The sequence below is a fragment of the Novosphingobium sp. MMS21-SN21R genome (assembly GCF_031846015.1).
Taxonomy (GTDB): domain Bacteria; phylum Pseudomonadota; class Alphaproteobacteria; order Sphingomonadales; family Sphingomonadaceae; genus Novosphingobium.
Window position 1 is genome coordinate 83,102 of record NZ_JAVRDU010000003.1, and the last position, 15,527, is coordinate 98,628.

At 64.9% G+C, this 15,527-nt stretch carries 12 protein-coding genes; 9 read left to right on the top strand and 3 right to left on the bottom strand.

The window, feature by feature from the left end; genetic code table 11:
• The first annotated feature begins 2 nt into the window (after nucleotides 1-2).
• The 7 genes from RM192_RS16590 to RM192_RS16620 all read left to right on the top strand — a co-directional run bounded on the left by RM192_RS16590 (nucleotide 3) and on the right by RM192_RS16620 (nucleotide 10,042).
• Nucleotides 3-953: an alpha/beta hydrolase gene (locus RM192_RS16590; protein WP_311508741.1), complete on the top strand. Its 951-nt coding sequence runs from the start codon at nucleotides 3-5 to the stop codon at nucleotides 951-953.
• Between the two features lie 26 nt (nucleotides 954-979).
• Nucleotides 980-1,924, top strand: a complete 945-nt coding sequence (locus RM192_RS16595) for an alpha/beta hydrolase (protein WP_311508742.1) — start codon at nucleotides 980-982, stop codon at nucleotides 1,922-1,924.
• The gene (locus RM192_RS16600; protein ID WP_311508743.1) at nucleotides 1,924-2,796 is read left to right on the top strand and encodes a MaoC/PaaZ C-terminal domain-containing protein; all 873 of its coding nucleotides are present in this window, start codon (nucleotides 1,924-1,926) and stop codon (nucleotides 2,794-2,796) included. Before RM192_RS16595 ends, RM192_RS16600 begins: the two co-directional genes overlap by 1 nt.
• Nucleotides 2,797-2,906: 110 nt before the next feature.
• Nucleotides 2,907-5,135 (top strand): molybdopterin-dependent oxidoreductase, encoded by a 2,229-nt coding sequence (locus RM192_RS16605; RefSeq protein ID WP_311508744.1) that lies wholly within the window; start codon nucleotides 2,907-2,909, stop codon nucleotides 5,133-5,135.
• A gap of 110 nt (nucleotides 5,136-5,245) precedes the next feature.
• On the top strand, nucleotides 5,246-7,930 hold the full coding sequence (locus RM192_RS16610; RefSeq protein ID WP_311508745.1) for a LuxR C-terminal-related transcriptional regulator: 2,685 nt from the start codon (nucleotides 5,246-5,248) through the stop codon (nucleotides 7,928-7,930).
• Between the two features lie 88 nt (nucleotides 7,931-8,018).
• Complete coding sequence (locus RM192_RS16615; RefSeq protein ID WP_311508746.1) at nucleotides 8,019-8,948, top strand: 3-keto-5-aminohexanoate cleavage protein; 930 nt, start codon at nucleotides 8,019-8,021, stop codon at nucleotides 8,946-8,948.
• On the top strand, nucleotides 8,948-10,042 hold the full coding sequence (locus RM192_RS16620) for a CaiB/BaiF CoA-transferase family protein (RefSeq protein WP_311508747.1): 1,095 nt from the start codon (nucleotides 8,948-8,950) through the stop codon (nucleotides 10,040-10,042). Before RM192_RS16615 ends, RM192_RS16620 begins: the two co-directional genes overlap by 1 nt.
• 46 nt (nucleotides 10,043-10,088) lie before the next feature.
• On the opposite strand, the gene RM192_RS16625 is transcribed toward RM192_RS16620, so the two are convergent.
• Nucleotides 10,089-10,853, bottom strand: coding sequence for a tyrosine-protein phosphatase (locus RM192_RS16625; RefSeq protein ID WP_311508748.1), 765 nt, complete (start codon nucleotides 10,851-10,853; stop codon nucleotides 10,089-10,091).
• A gap of 142 nt (nucleotides 10,854-10,995) precedes the next feature.
• Here RM192_RS16625 and RM192_RS16630 point away from each other — a divergent pair, with 142 nt between their 5' ends.
• Nucleotides 10,996-11,922, top strand: a complete 927-nt coding sequence (locus tag RM192_RS16630) for an SMP-30/gluconolactonase/LRE family protein (RefSeq protein ID WP_311508749.1) — start codon at nucleotides 10,996-10,998, stop codon at nucleotides 11,920-11,922.
• 54 nt (nucleotides 11,923-11,976) lie between these two features.
• Here RM192_RS16630 and RM192_RS16635 read toward each other — a convergent pair whose 3' ends face one another.
• Both RM192_RS16635 and RM192_RS16640 read right to left on the bottom strand, forming a co-directional pair.
• Nucleotides 11,977-14,310 carry a membrane-bound PQQ-dependent dehydrogenase, glucose/quinate/shikimate family gene (locus RM192_RS16635; RefSeq protein ID WP_409233846.1) on the bottom strand — a complete coding sequence of 778 codons (2,334 nt, stop codon included), beginning with the start codon at nucleotides 14,308-14,310 and terminating at the stop codon, nucleotides 11,977-11,979.
• Nucleotides 14,311-14,354: 44 nt separating this feature from the next.
• Complete coding sequence (locus tag RM192_RS16640) at nucleotides 14,355-14,813, bottom strand: nuclear transport factor 2 family protein (protein WP_311508751.1); 459 nt, start codon at nucleotides 14,811-14,813, stop codon at nucleotides 14,355-14,357.
• Nucleotides 14,814-14,999: 186 nt separating this feature from the next.
• Between RM192_RS16640 and RM192_RS16645 the strand changes: the two genes are divergently transcribed.
• Nucleotides 15,000-15,524 (top strand): ester cyclase, encoded by a 525-nt coding sequence (locus RM192_RS16645; RefSeq protein ID WP_311508752.1) that lies wholly within the window; start codon nucleotides 15,000-15,002, stop codon nucleotides 15,522-15,524.
• Nucleotides 15,525-15,527 lie beyond the last annotated feature (3 nt).

Below are 15,527 nucleotides of genomic sequence, written 5' to 3' on the forward strand. Positions count from 1 at the left end.
CGATGGGCACGCGTCATCTGGTCGATCCGGGGCTGTTGCCACTGATCGATGCCATGCCGCCGATGGTGCTGTCGGACGCCAGCCTGCCGATGATCCGCGCGGCCCTGCCCGCGATGATCAAGGCGGTGCCGCTGCCCGATCTGCCGGTCACCATTGGCGATGTGCTGGTGCCCTCGGGCGAGGAGGACCGCACGGTGCGCTGCATGATGCTGCGCCCCGATGCGATGGCGGACAATGCGCCTGCCATCCTGCACATGCACGGCGGCGGGCACGTGCTCGGCATGCCCGAGATGAACGCCGGAACGCTGATCCAGTGGGCCGATGCGCTTGGCTGCCTCATCCTGTCGGTCGACTATCGCCTCTCGCCCGAAACACGCTTTCCGGGCGCGCTCGAAGATTGCTACGCTGCGCTTCGCTGGTTGCACAGCGAGGCCGACCACCTCGGCATCGACCGGACACGCATTGCGGTCAGCGGTGAGAGCGCGGGCGGTGCGCTGGCCGCAGGGCTGGCACTGCTGGCGCGCGACCGGGGCGAGTTCGCGATAGCGTTCCAGCACCTCGAACAGCCTCGGCTCGATGACCGCACGGCCACATCGGCAACGCCCAATCCCCATACCGGCGAATTCGTTTGGACGCGCGCCAGCAGCCACTTCTGCTGGATCGCGCAACTCGGCAAGGAGCCGGGCGGCGATGACACCTCGCCTTACGCGGCCCCTGCGCGGGCAACGGACCTTTCAGGCTTGCCGCGCACGTTCATCGCTGTCGGCGCACTCGACCTGTTCGTAGACGAATGCCTCGAATACGCGCACCGGCTGATCCGCGCAGGCGTGCCGACCGAACTGCACGTCTATCCCGGCTGCATGCACGGCTTCGGCATGGCCCGCGACAGCGCCCCTGCTCGCCGCGCGCAGGCCGATAATCTTGCAGCTTTGCGCGCCGCTTTTTCGGTGTAGAGTTTCCAAAAGCGGAGAGGAATTCCATGACGACCCGGCATCTTGTCGATCCCGAAGTGCTGCCCGCGCTGGAAGCCTTCCCCTCGCTGCAGGCCACGCGCGAGACTCTGCCGTCGATGCGCGCGGCGATGGACCCGGTGCTGAAAGGCGCGCCGGTTCCGGACCTGCCCGTCGATGCCAGTGAAATTCATATTCCTTCGCCCGAAGGCCATCAGATCCGTGCGATCCTGTTGCGGCCCGAAGGCCTGACCGGCGCGGTTCCGGCACTCCTGCACATCCACGGCGGCGCCTATATCATCGGCGTGCCCGAAATGAGCGTGCCCGAACTGACTGCGACCGCGCACCAGCTCGGCATCGTGGTCCTCTCGGTCGACTACCGTCTTGCGCCCGAACATCCGTTCCCCGCCGGGATCGAGGACTGCTACACGGCGCTTGCCTATCTGCACGACAATGCGGGTGCGCTCGGCATTGATGCATCGCGGATCGCGGTAATGGGTGAAAGCGCGGGCGGCGGGCTGGCGGCATCGCTGGCGCTGCTGGCGCGTGATCGCGGCACCTATCCATTGGCGTTCCAGTTGCTCGATGCCCCGATGATCGACGACCGGACCTGCGTGCGTCCGCGCAATCCGGTGACAGGCGAGTTCATCTTCGGACCTTCGGACAACCATTTTGGCTGGAGCTGCCTGTTGAACGCCGAACCCGGCAGCCCCGACGTCTCGCCCTACGCCGCGGCCGCGCGCGCGACCAAGCTCGAAGGCTTGCCGCCAACGCTGATTGCCACCGGCGCGCTCGATCTGTTTCTCGATGAAAACGTGGACTACGCGATGCGCCTGATCGCTGCCGGGGTGGCGACCGAACTGCAGATCTATCCCGGCTGCCCGCACGGTTATGTCATCGCAGCCGATGCTACCGTTTCCAAGCGTGCGCTGGCCGACAAGCGCGCCGCGCTGACCCGCGCATTGGCACTCTGATGCCGGTCCTCGATGTCGAGCGCCTGCAGCGCTACAAGATCCCCGAAGCGCACGATCTCTATGATGCGCGCGACACCATCCTTTATGCGCTGGGCACAGGCGCGGGGCTGAGTGTGCTAGTCGATGAACTGGGCTTCGTGTTCGAACGCAATCTCAAGGCCCTGCCTTCGATGGCCTTCGTGCTCGGCACGCCGGGCTTCTGGCTGATGGACCCGTCGGCAGGTCTCGACTGGCCGCGCATCCTCCACGGCGAGCAGTCGCTGTCCCTCCACCGCCCGTTGCAGGCGCAGGGCGAGATCATCGGGACCAGCCGCATCGCCGAGATTGCCGACAAGGGCCCGGGCAAGCCCGCGCTCTTCCGTGTCCACCGCACCCTTACCGACACGTCAGGTGCACTGGTTGCCGAACTGTCAGAAGTCTGGGTGCTGCGCGAAGCCGGCGGATTTGGCGGCGAACGAACTCTGCCTGGCCCGCCGCCGGTCGTGGTGCCCGAGACGCCAGCACCCCATTGCCTCGATCTGCCGACAAGCCCGCAGCAGGCCCTGCTCTACCGCCTGTCGGGCGACCGCAATCCGCTGCATGTCGAAGCGGAAACCGCGCGCATCGGTGGGTTCGACCGCCCGATCCTGCACGGCCTCTCGACGCTCGGCCTTGCCGCGCGGGCGCTCATTCACCAGCATTGCGCTGGCGATCCGATGCGTCTGTCCTCGCTTTCCGCGCGCTTCACCGCGCCGGTCTATCCGGGCGAAACGATCTCCACGCAAAGCTGGCAGGTGGGCGAAGGCATCGTGTACCGTGCCATTGCGACAGAGCGCGACGTGGTCGTCCTCGACGGCGGAACCGCGACGGTCGACCGCTTTGCAGGCGCGTAAGGCGGTTCCTTCCCCGCGATAGGTTCGCCCGCGCGTCCTAACCCATTCAATGCGTTGCCGACTTGCCCAACACGGGAAGGTCACACAATTGAACCGGGAGCAGGGATCGCATGGCCGCACAGCAAACCGCGACGAGCGAAACGCGCTTCGGCATCTGCAAGGTATGCTGGGCAGGCTGCCCGGTCGAAGTGACGGTCGAAGACGGCCGCGCGACCAAGGTCGTCGGCGACCGGCAGTCCCCGATCTACGGCGGCTATACCTGCCCCAAGGGCCGCGCCATGCCCGATGCGCACTATTCGCCCACGCGCGTGCTCCATCCCCGCAAGCGCATGCCCGATGGCAGCTACACCGAAATCCCGATGGTGCAGGCGGTGGAGGAAATCGCGCAGCGCATCGAGGGCATCGTAGCCGACCATGGCCCGGAAGCCATCGCGGTCTATCCCGGCAACGGCAATCTGACCAACCCGATCAATCCGGTAATCGGCGCGATGTTCATCATGGCGATGGGCACGTTCCCGGACCGCTTCTTTTCGGTTCAGACTATCGATCAAGCGGGCAAGGTGATTGCGCAGGCCCTGCACGGGCGGTGGATCCCCGGGCCGCAGCCGTTCTCCAGCGCGAAAACGTGGATCATGGTCGGCACCAATCCGGTCATTTCCAAGCAGGGGGTGATGGTCAATCCTGGCCAGACGGTGAAGCAGGCGGTCAAGGACGGCATGAAGCTGATCGTGATCGATCCGCGCGCCACTGAATCCACCGCCCACGCCTTCCTCCACATCGCGCCGCAGCCGGGCCAGGACGCGAGCATTCTGGCGGGCATCCTGCGGGTAATCCTGACCGAAAAGCTCTATGACTCAGAGTTCGTGGCCGCCAACGCCATTGGCATCGATGCGCTGAAAGCAGCGGTCGCGCCGTTCACGCCCGAGCATGTCGCTTCGGTCGCCGGCATTTCCGCCGCTGACGTGGTGCTGGCTGCGCACACCTTTGCCGCTGCGGAAAGCGGATGCGTCGTGACGGCCACCGGCGCGCATTTCCCGCTCCACGGCACGCTGTGCGAATATCTCGCGCTCAGCCTCAACACCGTCTGCGGGCGCTGGGTGCGCGCGGGCGAGGCCCATGCGCAGCCGCACGTGCTCCTGCCCGATGTGGCAATCCGTGCGCAGCCGCACGCGCCCTACCAGCCGTGGGATTACACCAAGACCAGCCGGATCAACGCCTTGCCGCAAACCGTGGTGGGCGCGCCGACCGGCACGTTGCCCGACGAAATCCTGACGCCGGGCAAGGGGCAGGTCCGCGCGCTGATCTGTTCGGGCAGCAACCCGGCAGTATCCCTGCCCGACCAGAACCGCGCAGGCCGGGCGCTGGCTTCGCTCGACCTGCTGGTGGCGATTGACGTCGAGATGTCGAACACGGCGCGCATGGCCGATTACGTGATCCCTGATCGCATGGCGCTCGAAACTCCCGCCTGTTCGCAGTTTTCGGAATCGATGAAGTATTACGGCATCTGGACCGGCGGATACGAGGTGCCTTACGCACAATACGCGCCCGCCGTGGTCGAACCGCCTGCAGGGTCTGAAACCATTGAAAGCTGGGAATTCTTCTACGAACTGGCCAGGCGCCTGGGCAAGCAGATCACCTATTTCGGCAATGCGGCGGGCACGGGGCAGCACTGGGACAAGCCGCCGGTGCCCTATACCCTGCCGCTCGACCGGCGGCCGACCACCGAGGAAATGTTTGAGGCGATGTGCGCAGGGTCGAAGGTGCCGCTCGCCGAGGTCAAGCAGCATGTCCACGGGAAGGTCTTCGCCGATCTCGATCTGACCGTCCTGCCGCGGGCTGCCGATTGCATCGCCATGTTGCAACTGGGCGATCCGACAATGATGGCCGAACTCGCCACCGTCTTCGCGCAGCGCGGCGATACCGCCAATCCCAGCGCCGAATTCCCGCTTCTGATGATTCCGCGCCGCGCCAATGACATGATGAACTCGATCGGACGCAACAATCCCAAATTGACCGCGCGGCGCAGCCACAATCCCGCATTTCTGAGCCCTGCGGACCTTGAACACATGGGGCTGGCGAGCGGCGACTTGATCCGCATCCGCTCCGCCCACGGCGAGATCACCGGCGTGGCCGAGGCCGAGCCGCGTCTGCGCCCGGGCACGCTGTCGATGTCACACTGCTTCGGCACCAACCCCGACGAGGCCGACGACCCGCTCGGGCAGGGCGGGTGCACCTCGCGTCTGATGGATGCCAACGCAGCGTTCGATCCGGTGTTCGGGCAGCCGCGGATGGGTGCCATTCCCGTTTGCATTGAAGCAGTTGCGGTTCCCGCAGAATGACCTCCACCCTATCGTGAGATAGGAGAAGAACGTTGCGTTGCTGGCAAATATGGTGGATGAAGGCCTGCGAAAGCGACCACTAGAGTCGCTTCCTTGGAGAGTGCACCATCATGGGTCTTGTCCCCACGACAATCATCCCGCCGCGGACGACGTCGATCATCGTTCCGCGCAAGGGGTTTCTCAATCTCGTCGACGCGATCTGCCGCGCCCGGCTTGTCACGTTCTGCGCGCCTGCGGGAAGCGGCAAGACCACTGCAGCGCTCTATTGCCTCAACCAGATGAAGGCGCAGGGTCGTCCCGCCCTGTGGCTGTCGGTGCGCGCAGGCATCCGCGATTTCCCGTCGTTCTTTGCGGCGCTAGGCGCAGCCGGGATTGCAGCGGGGCTGGACTGGGGCCACCTCGAACGCGAAGGCACCGAAGACCTCTGGCTCGCCGCTCTGGCGCAAGTGCACGAACAGCCGCCGGTTCTGGTGATCGACGACGCCCAGTTGCTCCCTGTCGCGGTGCTCAATTTCGTCAGCCAGGCGATTGCCAGCGCCCGCGATGCAATGACTGTCATTCTCGTTTCGCGCGGCGCGCTGCCCATTCCGGTTGCACGGGCGCGCTCGCTCGGGTTCCTGGTCGAAGTCGGCGCGCCGGAACTCGCATTCGACGACGATGAAGCCAGCGAACTGATCACGCGCGTGGCAGGCGTGCCGGTCGATGCCGAAATCATGCAGCAGATCATCCGCGATGCCCATGGCTGGGCTTCGGGCCTGGTCATCGGCGGTGAACTGTACCGCCGTGAACTGGCGCGCGGAAAGGCCTGGCAACCGCTGTCAGACAACCTGCGCCGCGAATTTACCGGCTATTTCTCCGAAGAAGTGCTGGAACTGCAAACCCCGGAAATGCGTGATTTCCTGATCAACACCTGCATTCTCGATGAACTGACCGGGCCGGCCTGCGCTGCCGTGACGGGCGATGACAATGCGCGCGCCACACTGGACGATGCTTTCCGGGCCGGCCTGTTCATCGATGCTATCGATGAAGAACGCAGCGTCTACGCCTACCATCCATTGTTCCGCGCGTTGGCGCTGGGACGCCTGCATGAACGCGCTTTCGCCCGCGCTGCCGAACTGCACCGCCGCGCCAGCCGGTTCTATGCCGGGCAGGGTGAATTGCTCAAAGCGCTCGAACACGCGTCGGCGAGCGGCGATCAGGAGTTTCTGGCGGATCAGCTCGATCTGATGGCAAACGACTTGACCACCGCCGGGCACCTCAACCGGCTTGACCAGATCGCGTCCGACCTGCCGTGGTCGGTCAGCTCGACCCGGCCGATGCTGGTGCTGGCAATGGCGTGGCGGCGCATCCGGCGCTTGTCGTTCTCGGCTGCGTCGCGCCTGATAGACACGGCTGTGGCGCTGCGCGACAATCTTGCCGCAGAGGGCAAGCTCGATACTTACACCGCCACCTCGCTCGATCATCACATCCGCCACCGCACGATCATGCTTGCGGCAGCGCAGGACGATCTCAGCCGGGTCGAACGCGATGCCGAGGCGCTTATTTCCGAGATCGGCGATGACGAGGCTTACCTGAGCTGCACGCTTCTGGCGCAAGTCATTGCCGCACGCCGCGAGTTCTATCATTTCCAAGATACGCTCAAGCTCGAGGCCGAAGTACGCCGTGCGCTTGATCGTCCCGGTGCGGAATTTTCCTCGATCGCGCTCAAATGCTCGATCGTGCCGACGCTGCTCGTTCAGGGCAAATCCGCCATTGCGCGGCGCTTCAGCGAAGAAGCACTGGCTTCGGCGGGGGTCCGCGATGCCGAGATTCCAGGGCTCGCCGCGCTTCCGGCGCTGCCTTACGCCGAGCTGCTTTATGAGATCGGAGAACTCGATCTGGCGGGCCAACTGGTCGAACGTTATCTGCCCGGCATCCGGCAGTGGGGCATGGTCGATCAGCTCGCCTCGGGCTACCTTGTCCGCGCCCGCCTTGCCTTTGCCCGCGGGGACAGCGTTTCGGCGCTCGCCGGGCTTGAGGAAGCGCACCTCGTCGCCATCGAATGCGGGCTCGACCGGCTGCGCGCGCACGTTGTTGCGGAACAAGTGCGCATCCTGGTAAAATCGGGCCATATCGACGAAGCCGAGGCCGCCATGCGCGCCATCGGACAGAAGCTCGACGATGAGCCGGTGCCCACGCTCAATCCGTCCCGGCGCCGCGAAAGCCTCGCCATCGCGTGGATCCGGATCGAGATGCAGCGCCATCGCCTCGTCCGCGCGAGCAAGGTAGCGACGCGCTGGCTCGAATTCGTGCGCCGCAGCGGAGCGGTGCGCTCGGCGGTGGAATTCGAACTCCTCCTCGCCGAAATCTTTGTCCTGCAGGGCAATCGCTCGAAGGCGCGGCGGGCGGTACGCTCGGCAGTGGAACTGGCCGAACCGGCAGGCTGGATCCGGGTGTTCCTCGATGAGGGCGAAGTCATTTCTGCCCTGCTCAGCGAAGCCTATGCCAACGGCCCCGCGCTCGATACCCGTGCCGACAAGTTCGCCGCGATGCTGGTGGCGCGGGTCGACAACGGACCGGCGATGGATGTCGAGGAAGGCGAGGGCGCATTCGGGTTGACGGGTCGCCTCGCCAGCCGCGAAGTCGATATCCTGATCATGGTCGGCGGGGGCCTGCGCAACCGCGAGATCGGCGAACGCCTCGGACTGACCGAAGGCACGGTCAAATGGTACATGCAGCAGATCTACGACAAGCTGGGCGTGCGCCGCCGCCCACAAGCGGTCCTGCGCGCGCGCCAGTTCGGCATCCTGACGTAAGATAGGCGCGCGACGCGCATTCACCGCGTTTGTCGGGCCGCAATGGCGCGAAGCATCCGCGCGTCTGGCATTCTTGAACGAGGACATCATGGCAAAAGGCAAAGTCATCATCAGTTGCGCCATCACCGGCGCAATCCATACGCCCTCGATGTCCGAATTCCTGCCGGTCACGGCCGAGGAAATCGCGGAATCGGCGGTTGGGGCAGCTGAAGCGGGCGCGGCAATCATCCACCTCCACGCGCGCAATCCGGTCGATGGGCGGCCAGACCAGAACCCCGATCTGTTCGAGCCTTTCCTCAAGGTGATCAAGCAGCGGTCGGACGCGGTGCTGAACCTGACGACCGGCGGGCACCCGTCGATGACCGTGGACGAGCGCATCCGCCCCGCACGCCAGTTCGCGCCCGAAGTCGCCTCGCTCAACATGGGCACGATGGGCTTCGGTCTGTTCCCGATGCTCGACCGGTTCAAGACGTTCAAGCACGAATGGGAACCGGCCGCGCTCGAAGCTTCGCGCGATCTGGTGTTCAAGAACACTTATGCCGATATCGAAAGGCTGCTCGGGATCCTCACGCCGCTCGGCACGCGCTTCGAGTTCGAGTGCTATGACACCAGCCACCTCTACAACCTCAAGTATTTCCTCGACCGCGGGCTGGTGAAGGCGCCGTTGTTCATCCAGACCTGTTTCGGCATCCTCGGCGGGATCGGCAGCCACCCCGATGACGTGATGCACATGAAGCGCACCGCCGACCGCCTGTTCGGCGACCAGTACGAATGGTCGGTGCTCGGCGCCGGCGCGCGGCAGATGAGCATTGTCGCCATGGCGGCCTCGATGGGCGGCAACGTGCGTGTCGGCCTCGAAGATTCGCTGTGGGCGGGCAAGGGCAGGCTGGCGCAGACCAATGCAGAGCAAGTCACCATCGCTCGCCGGATCATCGAAGGCATGGGCCTTGAAGTGGCGACCCCCGATGAAGCGCGCGAGATCCTCGATCTCAAGGGCGCGGACCGGACCAACATCTGATGACAGTTGCGACAGGGCCATTGGCCGGAATCCGCATCGTCGAAATCGACGCGATCGGGCCGGTGCCGCTGGCGGCGATGCTGCTGGCGGACATGGGCGCCGAGATCGTCCGCGTGGCGCGTCCGCCAAGCGCAGGCGCGAGTGCGTGGGACGATGTCGGTGGCGACATTCTCCATCGCAGCCGCGCGGTGACCTATCTCAATCTCAAGGACGAGGGCGACCGCGAGCAGTTGCTGACGCTGATCGGCAAGGCCGACGCGCTGATCGAGGGCTATCGTCCCGGCGTGATGGAACGGCTCGGGCTGGGGCCTGACGCCTGCCTTGCGCGCAATCCGGCGCTGGTGTTCGGGCGGATGACGGGCTGGGGGCAGACCGGGCCGCTGGCGCTGCGTGCCGGGCACGACATCAACTACCTCTCGATCACCGGTGCGCTGCACGCGATGGGCGATGCTGACAGTCCGCCGCCGGTGCCGCTCAATCTGGTCGGCGATTATGGCGGCGGCGCGATGTTCCTGATCGCCGGGCTACTGGCGGCGATCCTGTCCGCCAAGACGACCGGGAAGGGGCAGGTGGTCGATGCCTGCATCACCGACGGTGTGCCCTCGCTGATGAGCCTGTTCTACGCGTGGGCGCCGAAGGGCCTGTGGGCCGATGCGCCTGCGTCCAATCTGCTCGATGGCGGCGCGCCGTTCTATCGCTGCTATCGTTGTGCCGACGGGCGCGATGTGGCGGTGGGCTGTCTTGAACCGCAGTTCTTTGCCCAGATGATAAAGGGGCTGGATCTGGATGACCGAGGCTATAACCAGAACGACCGGGCAGACTGGCCGCGCATGGAGGCTGACTTCAGGGCCTGCTTTGCCTCGCGCTCGCGCGATGAGTGGGCAGCGCTGTTTGCGGAGACGGACGCCTGCGTGACCCCGGTGCTGTCGATGGCCGAGGCCCCGCTCCATCCGCACAACACGGTGCGGTCCAGCTTTGTGGGGCATGGCGGAATCACCCAGCCAGCACCGGCGCCGCGCTTTTCCGCCACGCCGGGCAGCATTGCCGAGCCCGAAACACTGACTATCGAAAGTGCGGTGCGCCGCTGGACCTGAACGGGATGAAGGGGCAGCGGCGAACGGCGCGCTGCCCCCGTGCTCTTCAACCGTGGCTGACCATGGTCTTGCGGAAGCGCGCGAGCAGTGCCGCGTCCACTCCGGCGGCAGCGAAGTAGCCATCAAGGCTGCCGTATTCCGCGGTGATCACTTCGAAAGCGGCTTCGAGAAATGCGACATCGACACCGATCATCGCATCGATCAGTTCCTGCGTGGGGACGAAGCCGAACGCTTCCATGAACTGTTCCTCGATCCCGCCGCGCAGGCGCAGGTTCTTGGCGAAGACGTCCGAGCGTTCGTAGTCGGCGATCACAACATCATCGGGAACGCCGACCGCGCGCAGCAGCAGCGCAACCATCACGCCGGTGCGGTCCTTGCCAGCGGTGCAGTGGACCAGCATCGGGGTTTCACCGCCGACGATCGATTCCACCAGATGAGCAAGGTGCGGGAGCAGCGCCGACGGGATCGACGCATAATTGCCGACAAGTGCAGCGCGGATCGTCTCGGGCGACTGATCCTCGCGCAGGGCTTCCCAGCCGTTGTTCGTCTTGACCCGCAAGTCGGCCGTTACGTCGAGGTTGAGCAGGCGCGCGGCATCGGCCCAGTCGTTGGGGTCCTTGTCGCGTTCGCCTTCCGAGCGCAGATCGCAGACGAGCTTGATGTTCAACGCGCCCAGCTCCTCGCGGTGGACCGGTTCAAAGCTGGCGGGGCCTTCGGAGCGATAGATGATGCCGGGGCGCACGATGCCGCCGCCGGCTGTCGGCAAACCGCCAATGTCGCGGAAATTGAGCTTCGAAAGAGCTTCGGTCATGGTGTCCTCGTAACGCGGGGTATCTGGCAGTGAGCCTTGTGTGGACGAAGCCGGGCATTGGCTGCGCGCTCACCTGCCATGCGGCGGGGTGCCCGTGCCTCGTTGATCATTAGCCTGATCAAAAGGCAAACGGGAGACGGTCATGACCGATGCGATCAAGGAGTATCTGACGGACGGGTTGATGCTGCCCGAAGGTCCGGTGGCGATGCCGGATGGCAGTCTGATCGTGGTCGAAGTGCTGGGCGGCAGGCTGACGCGCATTGCCGCTGACGGCACCAAGACGACCGTTGCCGAGCTTGGCGGCGGCCCGAACGGCGCTGCCATCGGCCCGGATGGGCGATGCTACGTGTGCAACAATGGCGGATTTGACCACATGACCTTGCCAGGCGGCGGGCTATTGCCGCTGGAAGCGCCGCTCGATACGCCGCCGGGGTCCATCCAGGTCGTCGATCTGGAAACCGGCGCGTTCGAGACGCTTTACGCCCATAGCGACAAGACGCCGTTCTGGGGGCCGAATGACATCGTGTTCGATGACGCGGGCGGGTTCTGGTTCACCGATTTCGGGCGTGACCGGGGCCGTACCCGGATGCGCGGCGGGCTGTACTACGCCAAGGCCGATGGCTCGGAGGTCCGCGAGGTGGTGACCGCGCTCGATGGCCCCAACGGCGTCGGCCTCTCGCCCGATGGCACGACGCTCTATGTTGCGCTGACGTTCGAGGGGCACCTGATCAGCTTCAAGCTGGCAGGGCCGGGGATTATCGATACGTCGGCATCGCACATGCCCAATGGCAGTTCGATTGTGGGGCGCGCGGGGTCGGGAATGTATCTCGACAGTCTGGCGGTCGATAGCGCGGGGCGGATCTGCTGTGCCTCGCCCGGCATGGGCGCGGTGCTGGTGTTCCCGCCCGAAGGCGGTGTGCCCGAGGTGATCGCGATTCCCGATTTCCTCACGACCAACATCGCCTTTGGTGGCACGGACGGCCGGACGGCCTATGTCACGATGGGCAGCACGGGCCAGGTCGCGCTGCTGGATTGGGACGTGCCGGGGCTGAAACTCGCGTTTGGCTGACCACCGTGTTGGAATGTTTCCCCGGGGAAACATTCCAACATTGATGTTTATCAGTTACTTGCGCGGCAAAGCATAGGCCACGATCTCGTCGCTTTCGCCCGAGAGCATGCCGCCGTGGCCGCCCGCCGCGATGACCACGAACTGCCGCCCGCTCCTGGCGGACCAGTAGGTCGAGGGCGAGGCATTGCCCCCTGCCGGGAGGCGGGCGCGCCACAGTTCGCGCCCGGTGGCGGCGTCATAGGCGCGGAAGGCGTGTTCCTGCGTTGCGCCGATGAATACAAGGCCGCTGCGCGTCGTCACCGAGCCGCCGATATTGGGCACGCCCATCGGGATCGGCAGGAATGTCGGGAGGGTCAGCGGGCCGCTATCGCGCGAGGTGCCGAACAGGCGCGTCCATACCATCTTGCCGGTGCGCAAGTCGACCGCGTTGATATGGCCATAGGGCGGCTGCTGGCACGGGATCGCCAGCGGCGAGAGGAACGGCGTGATGTGCGCGGCATAGGGCACGCCCTTTTGCGCCACCGGCCCGCCGACGTCCGACATATGCGCGGCGGTCATCGGCTTGACGCCCTGCCTGTCGGCATCGGCACGCGGGATCAGGCGGTTGTAATTGGCGACCTGGTTGTTGTTGACGATCATCAACTGGCGCACCGGATCGACTGAGACGCCGCCCCAGTCCACGCCGCCCAGATAGCCGGGCCATGTCAGTGTCGGCTTTTCGGTGGAAAGCGGAGTCATGTCGCCAGCGAATCGGGCCTGGCGGAAGCGCACCCGGCACATTGCCTGATCGATCGGGGTGAGACCCCACATGCCCTTTTCGGTCGGGCGCGGTCCGCCGAACGCCGGAATGCCGACGGAATAGGGCTGGGTCGGAGATACCCGTTCGCCCGGCACGCCGTCGGTTGGCACCGGCTTTTCCTCAACCGGGAGGATAGGTTTGCCGGTAGCGCGATCGAGGAAAAAGATCTGGCCGCGCTTGGTCGGCTGCAACAGGCCCTTGATGCCGCCGGGGAGATCGACCAGCGTCGGCTGTGCGGGCACGTCATAATCCCACAGATCATGATGGGTCGTCTGGAACGTCCAGCGCACCGCGCCTGTTTCCGAATCGAGCGCGACCACTGAACTGGAGAACCTGTCGTCGTTCGCGGTGCGGTAACCGCCGAAATAATCGGGCGTGGCGTTGCCGGTAGGGACATAGACCATGCCCAGCGCGTCGTCCGAACTCATCGGCGCCCAACTGTTGGGCGTGCCGCGCGTGAAGCTTTGCCCCTCGGACGGCAGGCCGTGGAAATCGGGCTTGCCTGCGTCGAACGCCCAGACGAACTTGCCGGTAACTGCATCGAAGGCCCGGACCACGCCCGAAGGTTCGCCGGTGTGCTGGCCGTCGGTGACCCAGCCGCCGAGAACCAGCTTGCCGCGCGCGATGGCGGGCGGTGAGGTGACGAAATAGTAGCCCTTTTCTACCGGGGTCATGCCTTCGAGCAGGCTGACGACGCCGCCCTGTCCGAAGCCTGCACAGCTGCGGCCATCGCCTGCGTCCATCGCCAGCAGGCGCGCGTCGATGGTGGCGGTGTAGATGCGCTGTGCACAATGGCCGGTTGCTCCGGGCACCTTATAATACGTCACGCCGCGGCAAGTGAGGCCGTAGACGCCGTGCGGATCGGTGCGGGTGCGGTTGCGCCAGACTTGTCTGCCCGTTTCGGCATCGAGCGCGATCACATCGTTGGCGCCGGTGCAGATATAGACCTTGTCGCCGATTTTCAGCGGGTTGGCCTGAAACGAGGACTTGCTGCCCGCAGGCGCTGGCCCGGTGTGGAAGCTCCAGACCTTTTCCAGATTGCCGACATTGGCGGGCGTGATCTGGGCGAGCGGAGAGTAGCGCGAACCACCGCGATCGTTGCCGTAGGACGTCCATTCACCGTCCTGCGCCGAGGCTGGCGCGGGGCCATAGGCTTCGCTGGTGGCAGATGGGGTGGCGTCGATCCAGAACAGCACGGCGACCGAAACGGCTACGCCAAGGCCGAGGCCCCGCCACAGCAGGAGGCCGGCGGGCAGGGGCGAGGTGATGCCAACGTGGGCACGATAGGCGCGCGACAGCATCCACAATCCGAGGCACAGCGGCATGGCGAGGCGGGGGGCAAGTGCCCAGCCGTCGATGCCCACTTCCCACAGCGCCCAGACGATGTTGGCGGCAAGGAACGCCCAGAACAGTCGGATCGACAGGGCCTTGCGGCGGAAGCCGAGCAGAGCTGTGACCAGCATGACCAGCCCGCTCACCAGATACCACGGTGAGCCGCCGAGGCCGGCGAGTTGCCAGCCAAGCGCGGTCAGCGCGGCGCCTGACGCCAGCATGATGAGAAGGAACAGGGTGTTGAGGAAGCGCTGCATCGATTTTCCGGTCCGGCTTTGGATAGGGTGGCGGGTCCGCCGGGTCAGCCCATCTGGCTCTTCAGCCACTCGGGCACGCCGATAAGGTAGCTTTTTTCCTCGTAAAGCCGGGCGATGCGCCAGCCATCGGGGGTGCGCACGAGATCGTGGATGTACCACAAGCCGCAGATCATGGTGTCGGTCTCGGCGCCGTTGGTGACGGTCATCGGATTGTAGCAGACGGTCTTGGTCTTTGCGCTCTGGCCGTCTGCAGCAAATTCATATCGCGTGGTCGAGACGACATGCTGCGCGGCGAGCACCTGTTTGAAGCTCGCGGACAGGAACGCCTTGGTTTCCGCCAGAGTGCCCTTGAACAGCGCCATTTCGGAATAGTCGATGAAGGCGTCGGCGGTGAAGAAATCGTCGAGCTTGTCGAAATCGCGCGCATCTACCGCGTAGCAATAGCCGACGAGCAGGTCCTGAATTTCAAACCGGTCGGACATTTCCTGAACACTGATGGCCATCGCGCTCTCCCTCGCTTCTGCTTTTTTGGCATTTTGAGGTTGGCATGAGCGCCGACGTGCAACCGCCTCTCCAAAGGTAGGTTGAAGCGCGTGGTGCGCTCGCCAAAGAAAGGGTCGCCCGCCGGGATGTTGTTCCGGCCATGCCCGAACACCCCCGCGACACGCGGATTACCTTAGGAGACTGACATGGGCCTTGCCCCCTTTACCGAAGCCGATTTCGTCCTGTCGCAGGAAAAGCGTGACGAAATCACCGCAGGCCTGACGCCGCGCCAGAAGTTCATGACCGAGCATTGGATGAACCTCCACGAAGTCATCAATCGTGGCGATTGGGACGGCATGGACGCGTACTTCAACACCGACACGATGACGTACGACAACCCGAACCGTCCGGATCTGGGCACGTACTTCGTGTGGAAGACCTCGCCGCAGGGCCTGTACAAGACGTTCCCGCCCAGCATCTATCGCACGCTCAAGGCCTGGGGCCGTGGCGAAGACGAAATCTGCGTGCTTTGCCATCACCACGGCAAGCACACCGGCGGACCCTACATGGGTGTCCAGCCGACCGGCAACGACCTCAACGTGCTGTGGTTCTCGTGGCTGCGTTTCCGTGGCGACAAGATCGACCACATCTATTCGATCTCGGACGTGCTGACGATGCTCAAGGATCTTGAAGTCATCGAAGTGCCGCAGCCGGTCGATCCTTACAAGTAAGGG

Coding starts and splice junctions, on each gene's coding strand:
- RM192_RS16590 (WP_311508741.1), top strand. CDS start 3: ATGGGCACGCGTCATCTGGTCGATCCGGGGCTGTTGCCACTGATCGAT.
- RM192_RS16595 (WP_311508742.1), top strand. CDS start 980: ATGACGACCCGGCATCTTGTCGATCCCGAAGTGCTGCCCGCGCTGGAA.
- RM192_RS16600 (WP_311508743.1), top strand. CDS start 1,924: ATGCCGGTCCTCGATGTCGAGCGCCTGCAGCGCTACAAGATCCCCGAA.
- RM192_RS16605 (WP_311508744.1), top strand. CDS start 2,907: ATGGCCGCACAGCAAACCGCGACGAGCGAAACGCGCTTCGGCATCTGC.
- RM192_RS16610 (WP_311508745.1), top strand. CDS start 5,246: ATGGGTCTTGTCCCCACGACAATCATCCCGCCGCGGACGACGTCGATC.
- RM192_RS16615 (WP_311508746.1), top strand. CDS start 8,019: ATGGCAAAAGGCAAAGTCATCATCAGTTGCGCCATCACCGGCGCAATC.
- RM192_RS16620 (WP_311508747.1), top strand. CDS start 8,948: ATGACAGTTGCGACAGGGCCATTGGCCGGAATCCGCATCGTCGAAATC.
- RM192_RS16625 (WP_311508748.1), bottom strand. CDS start 10,853: ATGACCGAAGCTCTTTCGAAGCTCAATTTCCGCGACATTGGCGGTTTG.
- RM192_RS16630 (WP_311508749.1), top strand. CDS start 10,996: ATGACCGATGCGATCAAGGAGTATCTGACGGACGGGTTGATGCTGCCC.
- RM192_RS16635 (WP_409233846.1), bottom strand. CDS start 14,310: ATGCAGCGCTTCCTCAACACCCTGTTCCTTCTCATCATGCTGGCGTCA.
- RM192_RS16640 (WP_311508751.1), bottom strand. CDS start 14,813: ATGGCCATCAGTGTTCAGGAAATGTCCGACCGGTTTGAAATTCAGGAC.
- RM192_RS16645 (WP_311508752.1), top strand. CDS start 15,000: ATGGGCCTTGCCCCCTTTACCGAAGCCGATTTCGTCCTGTCGCAGGAA.